Raw genomic sequence first — 18,630 nt, 5'->3', positions numbered from 1 at the left:
CCAAATATATTTTCCAGCCCCGCTAAAGTGCCTTCAGGCCGTGCCGATAAATCAGAATATTCTTAAAAATAGCTGAATGAATCAGCTCTGATAACTCTGATGGTGGCAATAATAATGAAAAAAACGCTTCACGCTTTCCCGCTTAAACCGCTGGTCATTGCCCTGACAGCAGCGCAAAGTTTAACCCTGGCCCACGCGACGCCCGTACCCAGCAATGAGATTAACGACTCCTCGTATGCTGCCCCTTACGTGGTTTCCACAGACACCTTAACAATCACCCCTAACGGCATGGTGAGTGCTGATACTCAGCAGTTCGCCGTGCGCAACTCCAGTACCACTACGCTGATTGATAATCAGGGATCCATTTACAATCAAACAGCGATTGGCTTGTACAACGGCGGCGATCTCGCAACATTGAAAAACTCCGGTTTCATCACCTCCGATACCGGCATAGCGCTTGAAAACGACAATAATATTGGCTCACTGATCAACAGCGGTTATATCAACACCAACAGCTCTTCAGGTTCGCGATATAGTGGTATTGGCATCGCCAATTTCGGCACCCTGAGCGCGTTAAACAACACCGCAAGCGGGATTATCTCCGGTACCCAAACGGCGATTTTCAACCAGGGGCAGATTACCACGCTGAACAACGACGGTTTTATCGGTCCCTTTAATCCAGGTTTGAACGTATCTACTAACAATGCAATAACCAACAGTTTTAATGGTGCCATCGGCACCATAAATAACAGCGGTACCATTGCTGGCAATATTATCCACACTTCCAGCAATGAATTGGTGATTAACGGCGGCAGTGACCAACGGGGCCAGCTGACAGGCGCAAACAATTTTATCATCGGTCCAGTAATGGCTAACCCGACAGGCCAGATTGTCGCCACCGGCGCCGATGTCAGCTTTGGCGGGGGAATGCTGCTGCTGAATGATAATGTGGACCTGGGTGGCAGCCATACCCTTACCAACCGTGCTGATGTGCTGGTCACTCAGCCACTTACCATTCGCGGCAATTACCATCAGACCCAGGATGCTATCCTCAATCTCGGGGTTTCTGACACCACGTATGCCCAGGGCAGCGCGCTTGATATCGGCTATGGCCGCCTGACCGTCAGCGGCAACGCGCTGATTGATTCCGGCTCGACCATCCGTTTAAGCAGCACCGGCAGCAGCTATGGCTTTGCCAGCGGCCAACGCTATCTGGCAATCAGTGCAGGCAGCGCGACCTACAATACCAGCGCCCTGCACTACGTGGTGGATAACTATAACGGTGTGGTTACGGCGAAAGTGATCGATAACGGTAGCACCAGCGATCTGGCCCTCTATCTCGATGAACCCGCACCACCTGTAACACCACCTGTAACACCACCTGTAACACCACCTGTAACACCACCAGTGACACCACCAGTAACTCCACCAACACCAGTGACGCCAGTCACCCCGACCACGCCAACGGTGCCGGTTTCACCCCCGACCACGCCGACAGAGCCAGTCACCCCGGTCATTCCGGTAACGCCAGTCATTCCGGTCATTCCGGTCATCCCGGTCATCCCGGTCATCCCGGTCATCCCGGTGACGCCGACCACGCCAACTGCTCCGGTAGCGGCCAAACCGCTGCCCACCACCGGTAATGCGATAGCATCGATCAGCGGTCTCTCCAGCTACAGCGGCTTTTCTGCCGGCCTGCTCGACCTGTTTAACGCCTCTAAAACCCTTACCACGCAGGCTGAGGCTAACCGTATTGGCGAACAGCTGGCTCCGGCACAGAACAGTATGGCTTCCGCCGCAACCTCCTCCGCATCAATGGATGCACTGGGCGTTGTAGGCAGCCATCTGGACGGTCTGCGCACTGCGCAAAGCGGCAGCGCTCGCGGTATCGCCACCGGTGATGACAGCCTCGACTGGGCGGCCTGGGGCAAACCGTTCTACGGCAGTGCTCGCCAGGGAATGACTGATAACGTCAGCGGCTACCGCGCCCACTACGGCGGCCTGGTGCTAGGTCTTGACCGCCAGCTGCCCGGCAACTGGCGCGCGGGCGTGGCGCTGAGCTACAGCCGCACCTCGGTAAAAGGTGCTGATAACCTGAAGGGCAACAGCAGCGATGTCGACGCCTGGGGCGGTATCGCTTACGCCAGCTACACCGGCGAACCGTGGTTTGTCAACCTCAGCACCAGCCTGACCCGCCAGTCTTACGAAAGCCAGCGCGCCGTTGACTTCAGCGGCTTTAGCGACAGCGCCAGCAGCCATTTCCACGGTCAGCAGGCCGCAGTGAAAGGTGAATTGGGCTACCCGCTGGCGCTGGGCGATGCCACCGTGCTCACCCCGCTGGCCAGCCTGAGCTACAGCTATCTGCATCAGGGCAGCTATCAGGAGAGCAGCGATGGCGGCAGTGCATTATCCGTTGACAGCGCGCACAGCCAGTCGTTCGAAAGCAGCCTCGGCAGCAAGCTGGCGCACAGCTGGTCGACCGGTGCCGGAGAGCTGTCGCCGTTTGTACAGCTGATGTGGACGCATCAGTATGACCGCAGCCCGATGAAAACCTCCTCCGGCTTCAGTGCAGACAGTATTGGCGAGACGCGCTTCACCACTTCGGGTGCCAGCCCGGCTAAAGACAGTGCCGAAGCCAGTATTGGTGCCACGCTGGCCCATGCTGATGATCTGAGCCTGGAAGCGCGCTATGACCTGCAGGCCGCTCCGCACTTTGAGGGGCAAACCGTCAGCCTGCAAGTGCGCAAGCTGTTCTAATCTGCCGATGCGACTGACGTTTTTAAGCGCAGGATTACTGGGGTGCAGCCTGCTTTGCGGCGGCTGTACCTCAGCCAATCGTCCTGAAACTGCCGAGGCCATTGCGCAGTCGGCGGGATTCCAGCGCGGCGAAATTCACGCCGCGCCCTTTATTCTCAGCTGGTGGGGGCGAATAAGCGATCCGCGCCAGCCGCTGCATCTCTACATTGAGGGCGATGGCTTTGCCTGGGTCACGCCCAGCCAGCCTTCCCATGACCCGACACCTTTTAACCCTGTGGCGCTCAGGCTTGCTGCCGCAGACCGCGCGGCCAATGTGATCTACCTCGCCCGCCCCTGCCAGTTCATTGCGATGACGCGCAACCCAAGCTGTGCCCCCCGCTGGTGGACCGATCTGCGCTTTGCGCCCACAGTGATTGACGCCATGAATGATGCCGTCAGCCAGCTGGTACGCCAGACGCCCGCTCAGCCGGTGGTGCTGACCGGGTATTCAGGCGGCGGTGCGGTGGCCGCGCTGGTAGCGGCAAGACGCCACGATATCCAGTCACTGCGCACCGTGGCGGGCAACCTGGACAGTGAGGAAGTGAACCGACTGCATCAGGCCAGCGCAATGCCCGGCTCGCTGAATGCTAAAGACGTCGCGCCTGCCCTGGCGCGGCTGCCGCAGATCCACTTCTCCGGCAGCGACGATCGGGTAGTACCTGAAAGCGTGACGCAGAGTTACGCGCAAGCCAGCCACAGCGCCTGCGTGCGTATTGTCAGCGTGGCGGGAATGACGCACGGCGGCGGCTGGGCCGCACTCTGGCCGTCGTTACTCCGGCTGCAACCCACCTGTCGATAGGTAAAAAAAAAGCCTGACGATATTCATCAGGCTTTGTTATTCACATCCCGGTTAGCGGTTAGTGAACGGTACCTTCCGCTTTACGCTTCTCGGCACTGAGGAAGTGATAGGTCAGCTGGTTTTTGTCTTTATCCAGCGCCACCGACACCGAGCCGCCGTCAACCAGCGAACCAAACAGCAGTTCATTAGCCAGCGGTTTCTTCAGGCTCTCCTGCACGGTACGCGCCATCGGACGCGCACCCATCGCTTTGTCGTAACCTTTCTCTGCCAGCCAGTCACGCGCATCATCACTGACTTCCAGCGAGACGCCTTTGGCATCCAGCTGAGCCTGCAGTTCGACAATAAACTTGTCGACCACCTGATGAATAACGGCCTGGTCGAGATGCTTGAACCAGATAATATTATCCAGACGGTTACGGAACTCTGGGGTAAAGATCTTTTTGATCTCTTCCATCGCATCGGTGCTGTTGTCCTGCTGGATCAGGCCGATAGATTTACGTTCCGTTTCCCTTACCCCGGCGTTGGTGGTCATCACCACCACCACATTGCGGAAGTCCGCTTTGCGGCCGTTGTTATCGGTCAGCATCCCGTTATCCATCACCTGCAGCAGCAGGTTGAATACGTCAGGGTGAGCCTTCTCGATTTCGTCCAGCAGCACCACCGCGTGCGGATGTTTAATTACCGCATCGGTTAACAGGCCGCCCTGGTCAAAACCAACATAGCCCGGAGGCGCACCAATCAGGCGACTGACGGTGTGGCGCTCCATATATTCGGACATATCAAAACGCAGCAGCTCAATGCCCAGCGCTTTCGCCAGCTGAACGGTCACCTCGGTTTTACCGACGCCGGTAGGGCCAGCAAACAGGAAGGAACCGACCGGTTTACGATCCTGTCCCAGCCCTGCACGGCTCATCTTGATGGCTTCAGTCAGCACTTCAATGGCATTGTCCTGGCCGAACACCAGCATTTTCAGGCGATCGCCCAGGGTTTTCAGGGAGTCGCGATCGGAAGCCGATACGCTCTTCTCCGGAATACGCGCAATACGCGCCACCACCGTTTCGATGTCAGACACATTCACCGTTTTCTTGCGTTTGCTGACTGGCATCAGGCGCGCACGCGCACCCGCTTCATCAATGACGTCGATCGCCTTGTCCGGCAGATGACGATCGTTGATGTATTTCACCGCCAGTTCCACCGCTGCACGCACCGCTTTCGCGGTATAACGCACGTCGTGGTGCGCTTCGTACTTCGGCTTCAAACCGGTAAGGATCTGCACCGTTTCATCAATCGATGGTTCAGTAATATCGATCTTCTGGAAGCGGCGTGCCAGCGCACGATCTTTTTCGAAGATATTGCTGAATTCCTGATAGGTGGTCGAACCCATCACGCGGATCTTGCCGCTCGACAGCAGCGGTTTGATCAGATTAGCCGCATCGACCTGGCCACCGGAGGCCGCACCTGCACCGATGATGGTGTGGATCTCATCGATAAACAGAATGCTGTTGTTATCCTGTTCGAGCTGCTTCAACAGCGCTTTAAAACGCTTCTCGAAGTCACCCCGATATTTAGTACCGGCCAGCAGTGAGCCAATATCCAGCGAGTAGATGGTGCACTCTTTCATCACTTCCGGCACGTCGCCCTGCACAATACGCCAGGCCAGCCCCTCAGCAATCGCGGTTTTACCGACGCCCGATTCCCCCACCAGCAGCGGGTTATTCTTGCGGCGACGGCACAGTACCTGGACAGCACGCTCCAGCTCTTTATCGCGGCCGATCAGCGGATCGATACCGCCAACACGGGCAAGCTGGTTAAGGTTGGTGGTGAAGTTTTCCATACGATCCTCCCCGCCTGCTTGCTCTTCGTTAACCGGATTTTCCGCGCCAGATGCCGGGCCTGGCTCATCTTTGCGCGTGCCGTGAGAGATAAAGTTCACCACATCAAGGCGGCTGACTTCATGCTTGCGCAGCAGATAAGCTGCCTGTGATTCCTGCTCGCTAAAAATAGCCACGAGGACGTTTGCCCCAGCCACTTCACTGCGGCCGGAAGACTGGACATGGAATACTGCACGCTGCAGTACGCGCTGGAAACTGAGCGTCGGCTGTGTGTCGCGCTCTTCTTCACTAACCGGCAGGACCGGGGTGGTTTGTTCAATGAAGGCTTCAAGCTCCTGGCGTAATGCCACGATATCCACCGTACAGGCTTCCAGTGCCTCTCTGGCCGACGGGTTACTGAGCAGAGCCAGTAACAAATGCTCGACGGTCATAAACTCATGTCGGTGCTCACGCGCTCTGGCGAAAGCCATATTTAAACTGAGTTCCAGTTCTTGATTGAGCATAGGCACCTCCCCCAATAGATCGCCTTATTCAGGCTTTTTCCAGCGTACAAAGCAACGGATGCTCATTTTCCCTGGCATATTTGTTCACGTGAGCGACTTTGGTCTCTGCCACTTCGGCAGTGAAAACACCACAAATCGCCTTTCCCTGGTAGTGAACCGTAAGCATCAGTTGCGTTGCACGTTCAACATCATAAGAAAAGAACTTTTGCAGCACGTCAATAACAAATTCCATAGGCGTATAATCGTCATTGTTCAGAATAACTTTATACATCGATGGTGGCTTGAGCTCTTCACGCACTTTGTTATCAGCAAGCTGTTCAAAGTTAAGCCAGTCGTTAGTCTTTCCCATACATATCCAGTGTGATCAACGTTACCTGATTACGCCAGACTAACATCATTCAGGTTAGGAATAACATGAAGAAAATGTTGAGCGGCGCGGTGGAAATTGTCTACAGAGCTGGTCTTTCGCGACCTTCATCACAAAATTTGCAATAGCGTTAACTGCTTCAAATTTTGATGATTTTGTCCCTGCGATAACCGTCCGTTTGCTTGACCCTTGATACCATTTCTCTACAGTACAGCAACAGGCTGAATATCTTTTAATCAGCCGTCAGGTCAACAAACCTGAACACCTCCACTCAATTAGAATGTCTTGCGAGGGATGTAGAAGCATGGAGACGGGTACTGTTAAATGGTTCAATAACGCCAAAGGCTTCGGTTTCATCTGTCCGGTGGGCGGTGGCGAAGATATCTTCGCCCACTACTCGACCATTAAGATGGACGGATACAGAACGCTAAAAGCCGGGCAACAAGTCCAGTTCGATGTGCATGAAGGGCCAAAAGGCAATCATGCGAGCCTCATCGTCCCTGTGGAAGAGGCCATGGCAATTAGCGCCTGACCCTTCACAATCATTCTGTACAACCCTACGGTAAAATGCCAGCCACTGATGCTGGCATTTTTCTGTTTCTCGCTGACGTTCAACTGATATGGGTTGTGTTAAGCCGTTTTCAAGCCCACCGCGTTAATCCGCTTTGCCGCGTGCCAGCCACTGTACCTGGGCGAACATGTTGCGTAACAGCAGAGGAATGGACTCCGTACCACGCTGTGCCGCATCCATCGCCACCGCGATGGCTAAATCCGGTTTAGAAGAGTGCTGAATCGCTTTGGCGATGACGCGCCGCAGGTTCATTGGCGCATTGGGCGGCAACCGTGCCGTCCGATGATATACCTCTGCGAATCCCTGCCTGTACAGGAAATGCTCCATATCCAGTGCGGGTAACTGCGTCAGGTGCTGCTGTTCTGCCTGGCTGTCCCCTTCCAGCTGGCTGCGGGCGGTAGCAGAATACTTCCTGCCCGCTTCATCGCCGTCGGTCAGTACATGCCACTCGATGCCCATGCGGCGGGCAAATTTCAGCAGCGGGCGCAGCCCGGATTGCGCGAACTCCATCACTTTCACCCCTTCCGCGGCAAAGTGATAGCCGCACTGGCGCGCCAGCTCGTTCATTACCCACACCTCCGTCTCACCTTCGACCAGCAGCCAGCAGCGGGCAAACAGCGCCGAGGGGCGGTTAAAGCGGATGTGGAACGCAATGCGGCGGCTCTCTTCCGCACTCATGCCCTGCGGCCCCACGCGCCAGGCTTTGACCCGCTGCGGCTCGCGCACCAGGCGGCAGACCTGCTCGACCGATACCATTGAGAGCAGTTCGCCAGAGTTGGTGGTGGCCATTTTTTGCAGCGGCAGCAGCGATAACAGTCCCCAGGCCACCGCCAGCATAATCGGGTGCAGGCGCGTTTCCGGATCCTCAATCAGCAGCAGCGGCCTGGCCTGCGGGTCAAGATGATGCGCGCCGCGCGCCTGTACCAGCAGGGCAAACATCCGCAGCAGGATCAGGCGACGGCTGCGGCTGTCGGCATCCGCAATCAGCTGATTAATGTTGTCGAGATAGCGCCAGCCACGCCGCGATGCCTGCTGATGAGCAGCACGTCCGCTCTGGGAAGAGGCCGCCGGCAGCTGAACCGAGAAGTAGTGCTCTAACAGCTGCTGCATGGTGCTCAGCCCCTGACGCAGTGCGCCATCGGTGAGATTCTGTGGCCGCGACTGTAAATCCCGCGTCAGCGTCTCAATCTGGCTGGCCAGCTGGTTAAATGACGACGGGTCGCCAGAGGCGTCCGCTTCCAGATGCAGCCGCCGGTTAAAGCGCGCATCGCGCAGGCGTAAAACCGGATGGAGCCGCGTCAGCGTCTGCACCCGCGCCGTCTGATCCCCCGGGATTACCGCGCCGTTCGCATCAACAAATTCATGGCGCGTGACCACCGCCTTCTCTGGCTGCAGCTCGCCGCAAACCCGGTAACAGAGCCGTTTTAACTCGCCCTGCGCGGGCTGCCACAGCCCGTTAAGCGGCTGATAGCGCGCCGCCTGATGCTGCCCGGCCTCATACTCAGCAAAAGTAAAGCGCACCTCAATCTGCTGCGCGCGCGCTGCTGCGCCATCGGGCGAACAGTGAAAGTCGGCGGGGGTAAACTGGTAGAGTTCCCCGGGTGCCAGCAGCAGGGTCAGCGCATCCAGCAGGCTCGATTTCCCCCAGGCATTCTCCCCGATCAGCACGTTATCCTGCTCCAGCGGTAGTGAGAGCTGGTTCAAACCGCGAAAACCGCTAATCTCAATCAGTTGCAGTATCATAGGGCGCTTTCCTGTTGTTTCTAATCAGGATGGTAGCAGGCTTGCTGGTGGTCAAGTGAGCTAACGCATCACATCATCCTCCCCGTCTGGCAGAGTCGTCTATGCTTTGCACTGTTCGCCAATTCGAATGGATTTCTGACCTGGGAGAATTTAATGAAGCAAACTATTGCCGCACTGCTGGCTAAAACCCTTGAGAGCGCGGGCGTGAAACGTATCTGGGGCGTCACCGGCGACTCGTTAAACGGCCTGAGTGACAGCCTGAATAAAATGGGCACTATCCAGTGGATGCCGACCCGTCATGAGGAGGTGGCCGCCTTCGCCGCGGGTGCAGAGGCGCACCTTAGCGGGGAGCTGGCGGTGTGCGCGGGTTCCTGCGGGCCGGGCAACCTGCATCTGATCAACGGCCTGTACGACTGCCACCGCAACCATGTTCCGGTGCTGGCGATTGCCGCCCATATTCCTTCTGCCGAAATTGGCAGCAACTATTTTCAGGAAACGCATCCGCAGGAGCTGTTCCGCGAATGCAGCCACTATTGTGAGCTGGTCTCAAACCCGGAGCAGCTGCCGCAGGTGCTGGCGATTGCGATGCGCAAAGCGATCCTCAATCGCGGTGTCTCAGTGGTGGTGCTGCCCGGCGACATCGCCCTGAGTGCCGCCCCGGAAGGCGCATCATCCGAGTGGTATCCGCCGCAGCTGCCGCAGGTGCAACCGGTCCCCGCCGAGCTGGCAAAGCTGGCGGAGGCGCTGAATCAGGCGGGTGATATCACACTGCTGTGCGGCAGCGGCTGCGCCGGAGCACATGCCGAAGTGGTGAAGCTGGCGGAGACGCTGAAAGCGCCGGTGGTTCACGCCCTGCGCGGTAAAGAGCATATTGAGTACGACAATCCCTACGATGTCGGCATGACGGGACTGATCGGCTTCTCCTCCGGCTATCATGCCATGATGAATGCCGACACGCTGCTGGTGCTGGGCAGCCAGTTCCCGTATCGCGCCTTCTATCCGCCGAAAGCCAGGATTATTCAGATCGATATCAATCCGGGCAGTATCGGCAGCCACTGCCACGTGGAGATGGCGCTGGTCGGCGACATCAAAGCGACCCTCAGCGCGCTGCTGCCGCAGCTGAGCGTGAAGTCAGAGCGCAGATTCCTGGACAAGGCGCTGGAGCACTATGCCAAAGCGCGTAAAGAGCTGGACGACCTCGCTACCGCCAATGACAAGCAACCGATCCATCCGCAGTATCTGGCGCAGCAGCTCAGCCTGCACGCCAGCGAAGATGCCATTTTCACCTGCGATGTCGGCACGCCAACCGTCTGGGCGGCGCGCTATCTGAAAATGAACGGTAAGCGTCGCCTGCTCGGCTCCTTCAGCCACGGTTCAATGGCCAATGCGATGCCGCAGGCGATTGGCGCACAGGCCATTGATAAGCAGCGCCAGGTGATTGCCATGTGCGGCGATGGCGGCTTCAGCATGCTGATGGGCGACTTCCTCTCGTTAGCGCAGCTCAAACTGCCGGTCAAAATCGTGGTGTTTAACAACAGCGTGCTTGGCTTCGTGGCGATGGAGATGAAAACCGGCGGCTATCTCACCGACGGTACCGAACTGGAGAATCCTAACTTTGCCGCTATCGCCAATGCCTGCGGGGTAAAAGGCATTCGCGTTGAGCAGGCCTCGCAGCTGGATGAGGCGATCCAGCAGGCGCTGGCGCACGATGGCCCGGCGCTGATTGATGTGGTGACCGCCAAAGAGGAGCTGGCGATGCCGCCGCAGATTGAGTTTGAGCAGGCCAAAGGCTTCAGCCTGTATATGCTGCGCGCCATCATTAACGGTCGCGGCGACGAGGTGGTTGATCTGGCAAAAACCAACTGGCTGCGGTAAAAGAGTTAAAGCCTTTTCACGGACGCTGCGGCGTCCGTTTTTACTTCAGGAGAGCAAGCGTGATCGACTTACGTAGTGATACCGTAACCCGCCCCACTCAGGCGATGCTGGCCGCCATGATGGCAGCTGAAACCGGGGATGATGTGTACGGCGATGATCCCACCGTCAATAAGCTGGAAGCTGAAGTGGCACGCCTGAGCGGTAAGCCTGCCGCCCTGCTTCTCCCCAGCGCAACACAGGCCAATCTCGTAGCGCTGCTGTGCCACTGCCAGCGTGGCGAAGAGTATATTGTCGGCCAGCTGGCACACAACTATAAATACGAAGCGGGCGGTGCAGCGGTTTTGGGCAGCATCCAGCCACAGCCGATTCTGGCGGCGGCTGACGGTACGCTGCCGCTGGATGTCGTGGCGCAGTTTATCAAACCTGATGATGTGCACTTCGCCATCACCCGCCTGCTCAGTCTGGAAAACACTCACAACGGTAAAGTGCTGCCGCTCGCCTATCTGCAGCAGGCATGGGATTTTACCCGCGAACATAAACTGGCGCTGCATGTTGACGGCGCACGTATTTTTAACGCCGCCGTGGCGCTGGATGTGCCGCTGGAGGCCCTCGCCCGCTACTGCGACACGCTGACCCTCTGCCTGTCAAAAGGGCTGGGCTGCCCCGTGGGTGCAATGCTGTGCGGGAGTCATGAGTTTATCGCGCGAGCGCGCCGCTGGCGTAAAATGACCGGCGGCGGCATGCGCCAGGCGGGAATTCTGGCAGCGGCCGGGCTGTACGCGCTGGAGCATCATGTTGAGCGCTTAAAAGAGGATCACGACAACGCCGCCTGGCTTGCCGGGGCGCTGCGTGAAATTGGCGTCGACGTCACGCGTCAGGATACCAACATGGTGTTCCTGCGCCTGCCGCAGGCGCAGGTCGCGCAGCTGGGGCCGTGGATGAAAGCACGCGGTATCCTGGTGAGCGCCGGCGCGGTCACGCGCCTGGTGACGCACCTCGACGTTGATCGCGCCGCCCTGCAGACGCTGGTCAGCGAGTGGCAGGCATTTATCGCCGCACACTAACCGCGCTTACTCTGTCCCATATTTTTCCACCAGCGCAGCGGCGATGGCTTCGGTTTCCGCATCGGCCACGCCGCGATAATCCGCCGGACGGAAGTGCATCTGAAACGCCGCAATCAGCGCCTGCTGCTGGTACGGCGCCATCTCTTTAGTCACCTCGTAGCCATAGCTGGCCAGCAGACCCAGCAGCTTCGCTTTATCTACCCGCTGCCCCGGCGCCCTTCCGGCGAGGAAAAAGGTCACGCGCGCGGCATCTGGCCAGGCCCCCACGCCCTGCTGAGCAAACCACTGCCAGGGAAACAGCGGGCCGGGATCCTGCTTGCGCAGCGGCGCAATATCACTGTGCGCCACCACGTCCTGCGCACGAATACCGTAGCGTTTGACGATGTCACGCGCCAGCGGCAGCAGCGCCGCCATCTGCCCGGCGGGGAACGGCGTCCAGCTGATGCCGTTGGCGGTGCGCTGCCAGCCGGGGTTCTCCAGCTCAATGCCTATCGAGGTATCATTCAGCCGCGTGGCGCCGCGCCAGTAGCTGATCCCGGCATGCCAGGCGAGCATCGACTCCGGCACTAAGCGCCACACCAGCGGCTGACCGTCATATTTTGGCGGCGTGGCGGGCAGCAGATAGTGAGCGCTGACGGCTCGCTCGGTCAGCGTAGTGAGGGAGTTAGAGAAATCCCCGGCGGTATAGTGGATCACCAGCACTTTAATGCGCGGGCGGGCGCCGTAAGCCTCCTGACGGGTATCAACCGTGTAACCCTGCTGCGGATGCAGTCCCTGCGGGGTAATCGAGGTGTAGAGCCACACTGCCAGCAGCACCAGCAGCGGGCGTATAATCGACATCGGGCTCATCAACGGCTCAGTTTGACCGCGGTACCCGTTACGCTGACCATCAGCATGCTGCTGTCTTTGCCCACGGTTTCATAATCAATATCAATGCCGACCACGGCATCAGCGCCCAGCGCTTTCGCCTGTTCTTCCAGCTCCTTAAACGCTATCTGTCGCGCTTTTCGCAGCTCTTTCTCATAGGCGCCGGAGCGACCGCCGACGATATCGCGAATGCCGGCGAAGAAATCGCGGAAGATATTCGCCCCGAGGATCGCCTCGCCCGTCACAACACCGCAGTAACCCGTAATCGGCTGGCCTTCCAGCGTTGGGGTCGTTGAAAATTGCATAACTCTCTCCTTGATAGATCTCAGCGCCCGTACAGTTAAGCAGAGCGGCTATACTCAGTGGTAAAAACCCTTTCTTGCAGAACAATAAGGAAATCAGGATGAAATACCAAGCACTTGCTGCAATTGCTCCACTGGCCCTGTTACTCAGCGCCTGTACCAGCGTGGAGCCCGCCTACAAGGATATCGGCACCCGCATCGGGCCGTGCGTCGACGGCGGCCCCGATAGCGTGGCGCAGCAATTCTACGACATGCGCCTGCAACAGCCCAGCCAGGGCGTGCCCGATGCGCAACAGCTGGCGAAATATCGGCCATATCTTAGCGATAAGCTCTACCAGACTTTGCTGAAAGAGCGCAGCGAACCGCAGAAGGCGCGCCTGCTGAGCGGCGATCTGTTCTCCAGCCAGCGTGACGGCGCAACTGCGGCCAGCGTGGCGGATGCCTCGACCATCCCCAACACCGATGCGCGCAATATTCCGCTGCGCGTCAACTTATCGCGTGGCAGCAGCGAATGGCAGGATGAGGTGCTAATGGTCCGTGAAGGCACCTGCTGGACGGTCGATGATGTGCGCTACCTTGGGGCAGCCCCGCATCTGGCTGGCGGTTCGCTCAGCCAGCTGCTGCTAAAATAGGCAAATTATGCGTGCCGCCAACCGGCGGCACGATCCCGCGCACACATTTGCATAACCGCAGTGGCGCATTGCGGTGAAAGCCGTAACATCACGCGATGTTGTGCTACTCTTTAACCACCCTGCCCGCAAAAATAAATTTTAACGCACGATGATTGCATAACTATGCTGTCAACGTTAAGATTCGCGGCACTAATTACTATTCAGTTTTTGCGCATGAGTATTCAACTAAACGGTATAAACTGCTACTACGGTGCCTACCAGGCGCTATTTGACATTCAGCTGACGTGCCCACAGGGCGAGACGTTGGTTCTGCTGGGGCCTAGCGGTGCCGGGAAAAGCTCACTCCTGCGTGTCTTAAACCTGCTGGAGATGCCGCGTTCCGGTACGCTCGACATCGCCGGTAGCCGCTTTGATTTCAGCAAGCCCCCGTCCGACAGCGCCATCCGCGAACTGCGCCAGAACGTTGGCATGGTGTTCCAGCAGTATAATCTCTGGCCGCATCTGACCGTCACCCAGAACCTGATCGAAGCGCCGTGCCGCGTGCTCGGTTTAAGCAAAGAGCTGGCCCATCAGCGGGCGGCGAAATTGCTCGATCGCCTGCGTCTGAAAGACTTTGCCGACCGTTTCCCGCTGCACCTTTCCGGTGGACAGCAGCAGCGCGTGGCGATCGCCCGTGCGCTGATGATGGAGCCAGCCGTGCTGCTGTTTGACGAACCCACCGCCGCACTGGATCCGGAGATCACCGCCCAGGTCGTCAGCATTATCCGCGAGCTGGCGCAGACCAACATCACTCAAGTGATCGTGACCCACGAAGTGGAAGTGGCGCGTAAAACGGCCAGCCGCGTGGTGTATATGGAAAACGGTTATATCGTCGAACAGGGTGATGCCAGCCGCTTTACACAGCCGCAAACCGACGCGTTTGCCAATTATCTTTCGCACTAACTGCAGGAAATAATGATGAAAAAAGTTGTAATTGCCGCACTGTTAGCCGGTTTCAGCCTGAGCGCCAGCGCTGCTCAGACCATTCGTTTTGCCACTGAAGCGTCTTACCCTCCGTTTGAGTTTGTTGACTCCGATAACAAAATTCAGGGCTTCGACGTCGATCTGGCGAACGCGCTGTGCCGCGAAATGGGCGCGACTTGCACCTTTACTAACCAGGCCTTCGACAGCCTGATCCCCAGCCTGAAGTTCCGCCGCTTCGACGCGGTGATGGCCGGTATGGATATTACTCCTGAGCGTGAAAAGCAGGTGCTGTTCACTAAAGCTTATTACGACAACTCTGCCCTGTTTATCACCCAGAAAGGCAAAGTGGCTGACGTGGCGGCGCTGAAGGGCAAACGCGTTGGCGTACAGAACGGTACCACGCACCAAAAATATCTCGGTGAGAAGCTGCCAGGTGTCAACGTTGTCCCTTACGACAGCTACCAGAACGCTATTCTTGACCTGAAAAATGGCCGTATTGATGCTGTCTTCGGTGACACCGCGGTGGTGAACGAATGGCTGAAGCAGAACAGCACGCTGGCCCCAATCGGCGAGAAAGTGACGGATAAAGCCTACTTTGGCACCGGCCTCGGCATTGCCGTTCGCCAGGGTAACAGCGAACTGCAGGGCAAGTTCAACGCCGCGCTGGACAAGGTGAAAGCCGACGGCACCTACAAAACTATCTACAGCAAGTGGTTTCAGCAGTAATTAATGAACGAACTTTATCCTCTTGTCAGCGCCGCCGGGATGACCGTCGGCCTGGCCCTCTGTTCCCTGGTCGCCGGCCTGGTGCTGGCGATGGTGTTTGCCGTCTGGGAATCGGCACGCTGGCGCCCGCTGGCGTGGCTCGGCACCGGGCTGGTGACGCTGTTTCGCGGCCTGCCGGAAATCCTCGTGGTGCTGTTTGTCTACTTCGGCGCGTCGCAGCTGCTGCTGACGCTGTCTGACGGATTCAACATTAACCTCGGATTTACCCAGATCCCGGTGCAGGTCAACATTGAAAACTTCGACGTCAGCCCGTTCCTCTGCGGGGTGATTGCCCTGGCCGTGCTCTACTCCTCCTACGCATCACAAACCCTGCGCGGCGCGCTGCAAGCGGTGCCGGTTGGTCAGTGGGAGTCCGGTCAGGCGCTGGGGATGAAAACCTCAGCGATCTTCTTCCGTCTGGTGATGCCGCAGATGTGGCGTCATGCGCTGCCGGGGCTGGGCAATCAGTGGCTGGTGCTGCTAAAAGATACCGCGCTGGTCTCGCTGATCAGCGTCAACGACATCATGCTGCAGACCAAAAGTATTGCCACCCGCACCCAGGAGCCATTCACCTGGTATCTGATTGCGGCGGCGATCTATCTGCTGATCACCCTGTTCAGCCAGCAGGTGCTCAAACGCATTGAACTGCGCACCACCCGTTTTGAGCGCGGAGACTCCTGATGCTGAGCTATTTTCCCGAACTGTTAAAGGGGCTGCACACCAGCCTGACGCTGACTGTAGCTTCACTGCTCCTCGCGCTGGTTCTGGCGCTGGCGTTTACCGTGATCCTCGCGCTGAAGGTGCCGGTGCTCAGCCTGATTACCCGCGGCTATATCACGCTGTTTACCGGCACCCCGCTGCTGGTGCAGATCTTCCTGATTTACTACGGGCCGGGCCAGTTCCCCGCCATCCAGAATATTGGCTGGCTATGGAACCTGCTTTCCCAGCCGTGGCTGTGCGCGCTGCTGGCGCTGTCGCTCAACAGTGCTGCCTATACCACCCTGCTGTTTCACGGCGCGGTGAAGGCTATCCCTGCCGGACAGTGGCACTCCTGCGCGGCGCTGGGGATGAACCGCCAGGATACGCTGCGCATTCTGCTGCCCTATGCCTTTAAACGCGCCCTCTCCTCCTATTCCAATGAGGTGGTGCTGGTATTTAAAAGCACGTCACTGGCCTACACCATCACGCTGATGGAAGTGATGGGGCACGGCCAGCTGCTGTATGGGCGCACCTATGACGTCACGGTGTTTGCCGCTGCCGGCGTGGTTTACCTGTGTGTTAACGGCCTGCTGACGCTGCTGATGCGGCTGATTGAGCGCCGGGCATTGCGTTTTGAGCACCGAAACTAATGCCGACGGCCGGCACGGTTTTTTCCGGCTGGCATCGGCGAATAAAACGCCTTCACCGCAGCTTAATCACTCAATGACTCGCCTGCTGGTGGGCTGATACTGAGTTGGACTTTGAGATCGCAAGGAATTTACAGATGAAAAAACTCGTTCTGGCAGCCCTGCTTGCCGGCGTAGCCTTTGGAACCCAGGCTGCAGAAAAGATCCGCTTTGCCTCTTCGGCAACCTACCCGCCATTTGAATCTCTCAATAGCGACAACCAGATCGTGGGATTTGATATCGACCTGGCAAAAGCGCTGTGTGCCGAGATGAAAGCCGAGTGCAGCTTCACCAACAACCCGTTTGACAGCCTGGTGCCCGCACTGAAGTTCCGCCGCTATGATGCGGTGATTTCCGGTATGGATATTACCGAGGAGCGCAGCAAGCAGGTGAGCTTTACCCAACCGTACTATGCCAACTCCGCCATTGTGATCGCCCCTAAAGGCAAGTTCACCAGCCTGGCGCAGTTTAACGGTAAGCGCATTGGTATTGAGAATGGCACTACGCATCAGAAATATTTGCAGGACAAATACCCGGATGTCACCTCTGTCTCCTACGACAGCTACCAGAATGCGATTCTCGACCTGAAAAATAACCGTCTCGATGGGATCCTAGGCGACAGCGCAGTGGTGGGTGCATGGCTGAAAACCAACCCGAATCTGGCCCCGGTCGGCGAGCATATTACCGACAGCAGCTATTTCGGCACCGGTCTTGGTATCGCGGTGCGTAAAGACAATGATGCGCTGCTGGCAAAGCTCAATGCGGCGATCGAGGTGCTAAAGGCGAATGGCACAATCGCGAAACTTAATAAGCAGTGGTTCCCGGAATAACTCATCCGGGTGAACGACCGGCGGGCGAAGCATGCCTCGCCCCTACGTTTAGCCGCCATCCTGCAACGTCCAGGGTCGACCTTTTTTTCGGTCGACCCTTTTTACCGCATCAAACCCGCTGCAACAGCGTTAGCACTTCGTAATGTGCGGTGTGCGGGAACATATCAAACAGCTGCACCCTGACCACACGATAAGCGGGCAGACGCCCGATATCGGCCGCCATCGTCACGGCATTACAGCTTGAATAGAGCACCCACGGCGGTGCCATCTGCTCCAGATAGTCGCACAGCGCGGCGCCGATCCCCCGGCGCGGCGGGTTGACCAGTACCAGTTCCGGCACGCTGCCCTCGCCGGTAGCAAAGGCGGTGGAGTCCAGCGCGGCAAAGCTCACCTGAGTTAATCCCATCTGCCGGGCGGACTGCTGCGCGCAGGCTATCGCTTCTTTGCTAATCTCAATACCCGTCAGCGCCATCTCCTGCGTGGCGCAGTGCAGACCAAAGCCGCCGACGCCGCAGAACAGATCCCACATCGCTTTAACCTTGAGATCGCGTACCCATTCGCGCGCCGTCGCATACAGCTCAGCGGCCACGCGCGGGTTGGTCTGGAAGAAACTTTTCGGCAGCATGGAGAGCGGCACATCGTTGAAGCGTTCGGCCAGCTGCTGATTGTCCGTCAGCGGGATCTCCTCCTCCCCTTCCATAATCGCCATCGGCACCGGCTGGATATTGGCTGAGATCGCCACCAGCTGCGGTAGCGCCTGCTGGAGCTGCGGCAGCGCCGCGCGCAGCTGTGCCAGCTTGGTCGTGGAGCGCAGTACAAAGCGCAGCATCAGCTCGCCGCTGTGCTGACTTTCCGTCAGCAGAATATATTTCAGCTCACCGCGGCGGCGCGCCACGTTATAGGGCGTCAGTCCGGCGCGGGCAATAAACGGACGCAGCTCGGCAAAGACGGCCGCGAAGCTGTCGGGATAGAGCGGGCAGTCGCACAGATCCACCGGTGTGCCGTCACGATGCAGCATCCCCAGCAGAGGGCGCTCAACGCTGCCGCTGACCACCATCTTGGCTTTATTACGAAATTTCTGCTGGGCAGAGACCACCGGCGGCAGCCATTGGCCGACCGGAAACGCGTCCAGCAGCTGCTGCAGGTGCGACTGTTTTTGCGAGAGTTGCTGGGGGTACGGGGTCTCAAGCCACTGGCAGGAGCGGCAGCGGCCCGCGTCATAAAGCGCGCAATGCATGATAAAGCCTAATCAGGGAAGCGAAATGCAGCCGATAAGTATATACCCAAAATAGGTGAGGTTGCATCAAGGCGGCAAGTCCGATGAGCTCACATCCAG

Annotated in this window: 17 protein-coding genes; 11 read left to right on the top strand and 6 right to left on the bottom strand. The window is 58.0% G+C overall.

Annotation, left to right across the window (positions count from 1 at the left end; translation table 11 throughout):
* The first annotated feature begins 114 nt into the window (after positions 1-114).
* Together QLG07_RS00190 and QLG07_RS00185 are read left to right on the top strand one after the other, a co-directional pair.
* The gene (locus tag QLG07_RS00190; RefSeq protein WP_282468190.1) at positions 115-2,757 is read left to right on the top strand and encodes an autotransporter outer membrane beta-barrel domain-containing protein; all 2,643 of its coding nucleotides are present in this window, start codon (positions 115-117) and stop codon (positions 2,755-2,757) included.
* A 7-nt stretch (positions 2,758-2,764) separates the two neighbouring features.
* Positions 2,765-3,595: an alpha/beta hydrolase gene (locus tag QLG07_RS00185; RefSeq protein ID WP_282468189.1), complete on the top strand. Its 831-nt coding sequence runs from the start codon at positions 2,765-2,767 to the stop codon at positions 3,593-3,595.
* A gap of 58 nt (positions 3,596-3,653) precedes the next feature.
* On the opposite strand, the gene clpA is transcribed toward QLG07_RS00185, so the two are convergent.
* Together clpA and clpS are read right to left on the bottom strand one after the other, a co-directional pair.
* The gene (gene clpA, locus QLG07_RS00180) at positions 3,654-5,930 is read right to left on the bottom strand and encodes an ATP-dependent Clp protease ATP-binding subunit ClpA (RefSeq protein ID WP_133624077.1); all 2,277 of its coding nucleotides are present in this window, start codon (positions 5,928-5,930) and stop codon (positions 3,654-3,656) included.
* A 28-nt stretch (positions 5,931-5,958) separates the two neighbouring features.
* Positions 5,959-6,279, bottom strand: a complete 321-nt coding sequence (gene clpS, locus QLG07_RS00175) for an ATP-dependent Clp protease adapter ClpS (protein WP_048916554.1) — start codon at positions 6,277-6,279, stop codon at positions 5,959-5,961.
* Positions 6,280-6,601: 322 nt separating this feature from the next.
* Between clpS and cspD the strand changes: the two genes are divergently transcribed.
* Positions 6,602-6,829 carry a cold shock-like protein CspD gene (gene cspD / locus QLG07_RS00170; RefSeq protein ID WP_048916555.1) on the top strand — a complete coding sequence of 76 codons (228 nt, stop codon included), beginning with the start codon at positions 6,602-6,604 and terminating at the stop codon, positions 6,827-6,829.
* 123 nt (positions 6,830-6,952) lie between these two features.
* Here cspD and QLG07_RS00165 read toward each other — a convergent pair whose 3' ends face one another.
* A complete protein-coding gene (locus QLG07_RS00165; protein ID WP_282468188.1) occupies positions 6,953-8,611 on the bottom strand; it encodes an ATP-dependent endonuclease in 1,659 nt (552 codons plus the stop codon).
* 153 nt (positions 8,612-8,764) lie between these two features.
* On the opposite strand from QLG07_RS00165, the gene poxB reads away from it, so the two are divergent.
* Both poxB and ltaE read left to right on the top strand, forming a co-directional pair.
* Positions 8,765-10,486, top strand: coding sequence for a ubiquinone-dependent pyruvate dehydrogenase (poxB, locus tag QLG07_RS00160; protein WP_048916557.1), 1,722 nt, complete (start codon positions 8,765-8,767; stop codon positions 10,484-10,486).
* Between the two features lie 59 nt (positions 10,487-10,545).
* Complete coding sequence (gene ltaE, locus QLG07_RS00155) at positions 10,546-11,550, top strand: low-specificity L-threonine aldolase (RefSeq protein WP_282468187.1); 1,005 nt, start codon at positions 10,546-10,548, stop codon at positions 11,548-11,550.
* Positions 11,551-11,556: 6 nt separating this feature from the next.
* Here the strand turns inward: ltaE and QLG07_RS00150 are convergent, their stop codons facing one another.
* Both QLG07_RS00150 and QLG07_RS00145 read right to left on the bottom strand, forming a co-directional pair.
* Complete coding sequence (locus QLG07_RS00150) at positions 11,557-12,399, bottom strand: N-acetylmuramoyl-L-alanine amidase (RefSeq protein WP_282468186.1); 843 nt, start codon at positions 12,397-12,399, stop codon at positions 11,557-11,559.
* On the bottom strand, positions 12,399-12,722 hold the full coding sequence (locus QLG07_RS00145) for a heavy metal-binding domain-containing protein (protein WP_048916560.1): 324 nt from the start codon (positions 12,720-12,722) through the stop codon (positions 12,399-12,401). The genes QLG07_RS00150 and QLG07_RS00145 overlap by 1 nt, the downstream gene beginning before the upstream one ends.
* A gap of 98 nt (positions 12,723-12,820) precedes the next feature.
* Here QLG07_RS00145 and QLG07_RS00140 point away from each other — a divergent pair, with 98 nt between their 5' ends.
* From QLG07_RS00140 to QLG07_RS00115, 6 genes are all read left to right on the top strand, one after another.
* Positions 12,821-13,351, top strand: coding sequence for a lipoprotein (locus QLG07_RS00140; RefSeq protein ID WP_048916561.1), 531 nt, complete (start codon positions 12,821-12,823; stop codon positions 13,349-13,351).
* Positions 13,352-13,564: 213 nt separating this feature from the next.
* Positions 13,565-14,293 carry an arginine ABC transporter ATP-binding protein ArtP gene (gene artP / locus QLG07_RS00135; RefSeq protein WP_099754071.1) on the top strand — a complete coding sequence of 243 codons (729 nt, stop codon included), beginning with the start codon at positions 13,565-13,567 and terminating at the stop codon, positions 14,291-14,293.
* 15 nt (positions 14,294-14,308) lie between these two features.
* Positions 14,309-15,040: an arginine ABC transporter substrate-binding protein gene (gene artJ / locus QLG07_RS00130; protein ID WP_282468185.1), complete on the top strand. Its 732-nt coding sequence runs from the start codon at positions 14,309-14,311 to the stop codon at positions 15,038-15,040.
* A gap of 3 nt (positions 15,041-15,043) precedes the next feature.
* Positions 15,044-15,760: an arginine ABC transporter permease ArtQ gene (artQ, locus tag QLG07_RS00125; RefSeq protein WP_062818333.1), complete on the top strand. Its 717-nt coding sequence runs from the start codon at positions 15,044-15,046 to the stop codon at positions 15,758-15,760.
* Positions 15,760-16,428 carry an arginine ABC transporter permease ArtM gene (gene artM / locus QLG07_RS00120; RefSeq protein WP_048916565.1) on the top strand — a complete coding sequence of 223 codons (669 nt, stop codon included), beginning with the start codon at positions 15,760-15,762 and terminating at the stop codon, positions 16,426-16,428. The genes artQ and artM overlap by 1 nt, the downstream gene beginning before the upstream one ends.
* A 134-nt stretch (positions 16,429-16,562) precedes the next feature.
* Positions 16,563-17,294, top strand: coding sequence for an arginine ABC transporter substrate-binding protein (locus QLG07_RS00115; RefSeq protein ID WP_099754072.1), 732 nt, complete (start codon positions 16,563-16,565; stop codon positions 17,292-17,294).
* 109 nt (positions 17,295-17,403) lie between these two features.
* On the opposite strand, the gene rlmC is transcribed toward QLG07_RS00115, so the two are convergent.
* On the bottom strand, positions 17,404-18,531 hold the full coding sequence (rlmC, locus tag QLG07_RS00110; RefSeq protein WP_282468184.1) for a 23S rRNA (uracil(747)-C(5))-methyltransferase RlmC: 1,128 nt from the start codon (positions 18,529-18,531) through the stop codon (positions 17,404-17,406).
* Positions 18,532-18,630 lie beyond the last annotated feature (99 nt).

Origin of the sequence: Erwinia sp. V90_4 (assembly GCF_029967685.1) — a bacterium.
In the GTDB taxonomy this organism is placed as follows: domain Bacteria; phylum Pseudomonadota; class Gammaproteobacteria; order Enterobacterales; family Enterobacteriaceae; genus Erwinia; species Erwinia aphidicola.
Note: the sequence above shows the minus strand (reverse complement) of the source record. Positions and strands in the feature narration are given on the sequence as shown.

Coding starts and splice junctions, on each gene's coding strand:
- QLG07_RS00140 (WP_048916561.1), top strand. CDS start 12,821: ATGAAATACCAAGCACTTGCTGCAATTGCTCCACTGGCCCTGTTACTC.
- artP (WP_099754071.1), top strand. CDS start 13,565: ATGAGTATTCAACTAAACGGTATAAACTGCTACTACGGTGCCTACCAG.
- QLG07_RS00115 (WP_099754072.1), top strand. CDS start 16,563: ATGAAAAAACTCGTTCTGGCAGCCCTGCTTGCCGGCGTAGCCTTTGGA.
- cspD (WP_048916555.1), top strand. CDS start 6,602: ATGGAGACGGGTACTGTTAAATGGTTCAATAACGCCAAAGGCTTCGGT.
- rlmC (WP_282468184.1), bottom strand. CDS start 18,531: ATGCATTGCGCGCTTTATGACGCGGGCCGCTGCCGCTCCTGCCAGTGG.
- QLG07_RS00185 (WP_282468189.1), top strand. CDS start 2,765: ATGCGACTGACGTTTTTAAGCGCAGGATTACTGGGGTGCAGCCTGCTT.
- clpA (WP_133624077.1), bottom strand. CDS start 5,930: ATGCTCAATCAAGAACTGGAACTCAGTTTAAATATGGCTTTCGCCAGA.
- QLG07_RS00145 (WP_048916560.1), bottom strand. CDS start 12,722: ATGCAATTTTCAACGACCCCAACGCTGGAAGGCCAGCCGATTACGGGT.
- artQ (WP_062818333.1), top strand. CDS start 15,044: ATGAACGAACTTTATCCTCTTGTCAGCGCCGCCGGGATGACCGTCGGC.
- poxB (WP_048916557.1), top strand. CDS start 8,765: ATGAAGCAAACTATTGCCGCACTGCTGGCTAAAACCCTTGAGAGCGCG.
- QLG07_RS00190 (WP_282468190.1), top strand. CDS start 115: ATGAAAAAAACGCTTCACGCTTTCCCGCTTAAACCGCTGGTCATTGCC.
- QLG07_RS00150 (WP_282468186.1), bottom strand. CDS start 12,399: ATGAGCCCGATGTCGATTATACGCCCGCTGCTGGTGCTGCTGGCAGTG.
- clpS (WP_048916554.1), bottom strand. CDS start 6,279: ATGGGAAAGACTAACGACTGGCTTAACTTTGAACAGCTTGCTGATAAC.
- artJ (WP_282468185.1), top strand. CDS start 14,309: ATGAAAAAAGTTGTAATTGCCGCACTGTTAGCCGGTTTCAGCCTGAGC.
- QLG07_RS00165 (WP_282468188.1), bottom strand. CDS start 8,611: ATGATACTGCAACTGATTGAGATTAGCGGTTTTCGCGGTTTGAACCAG.
- artM (WP_048916565.1), top strand. CDS start 15,760: ATGCTGAGCTATTTTCCCGAACTGTTAAAGGGGCTGCACACCAGCCTG.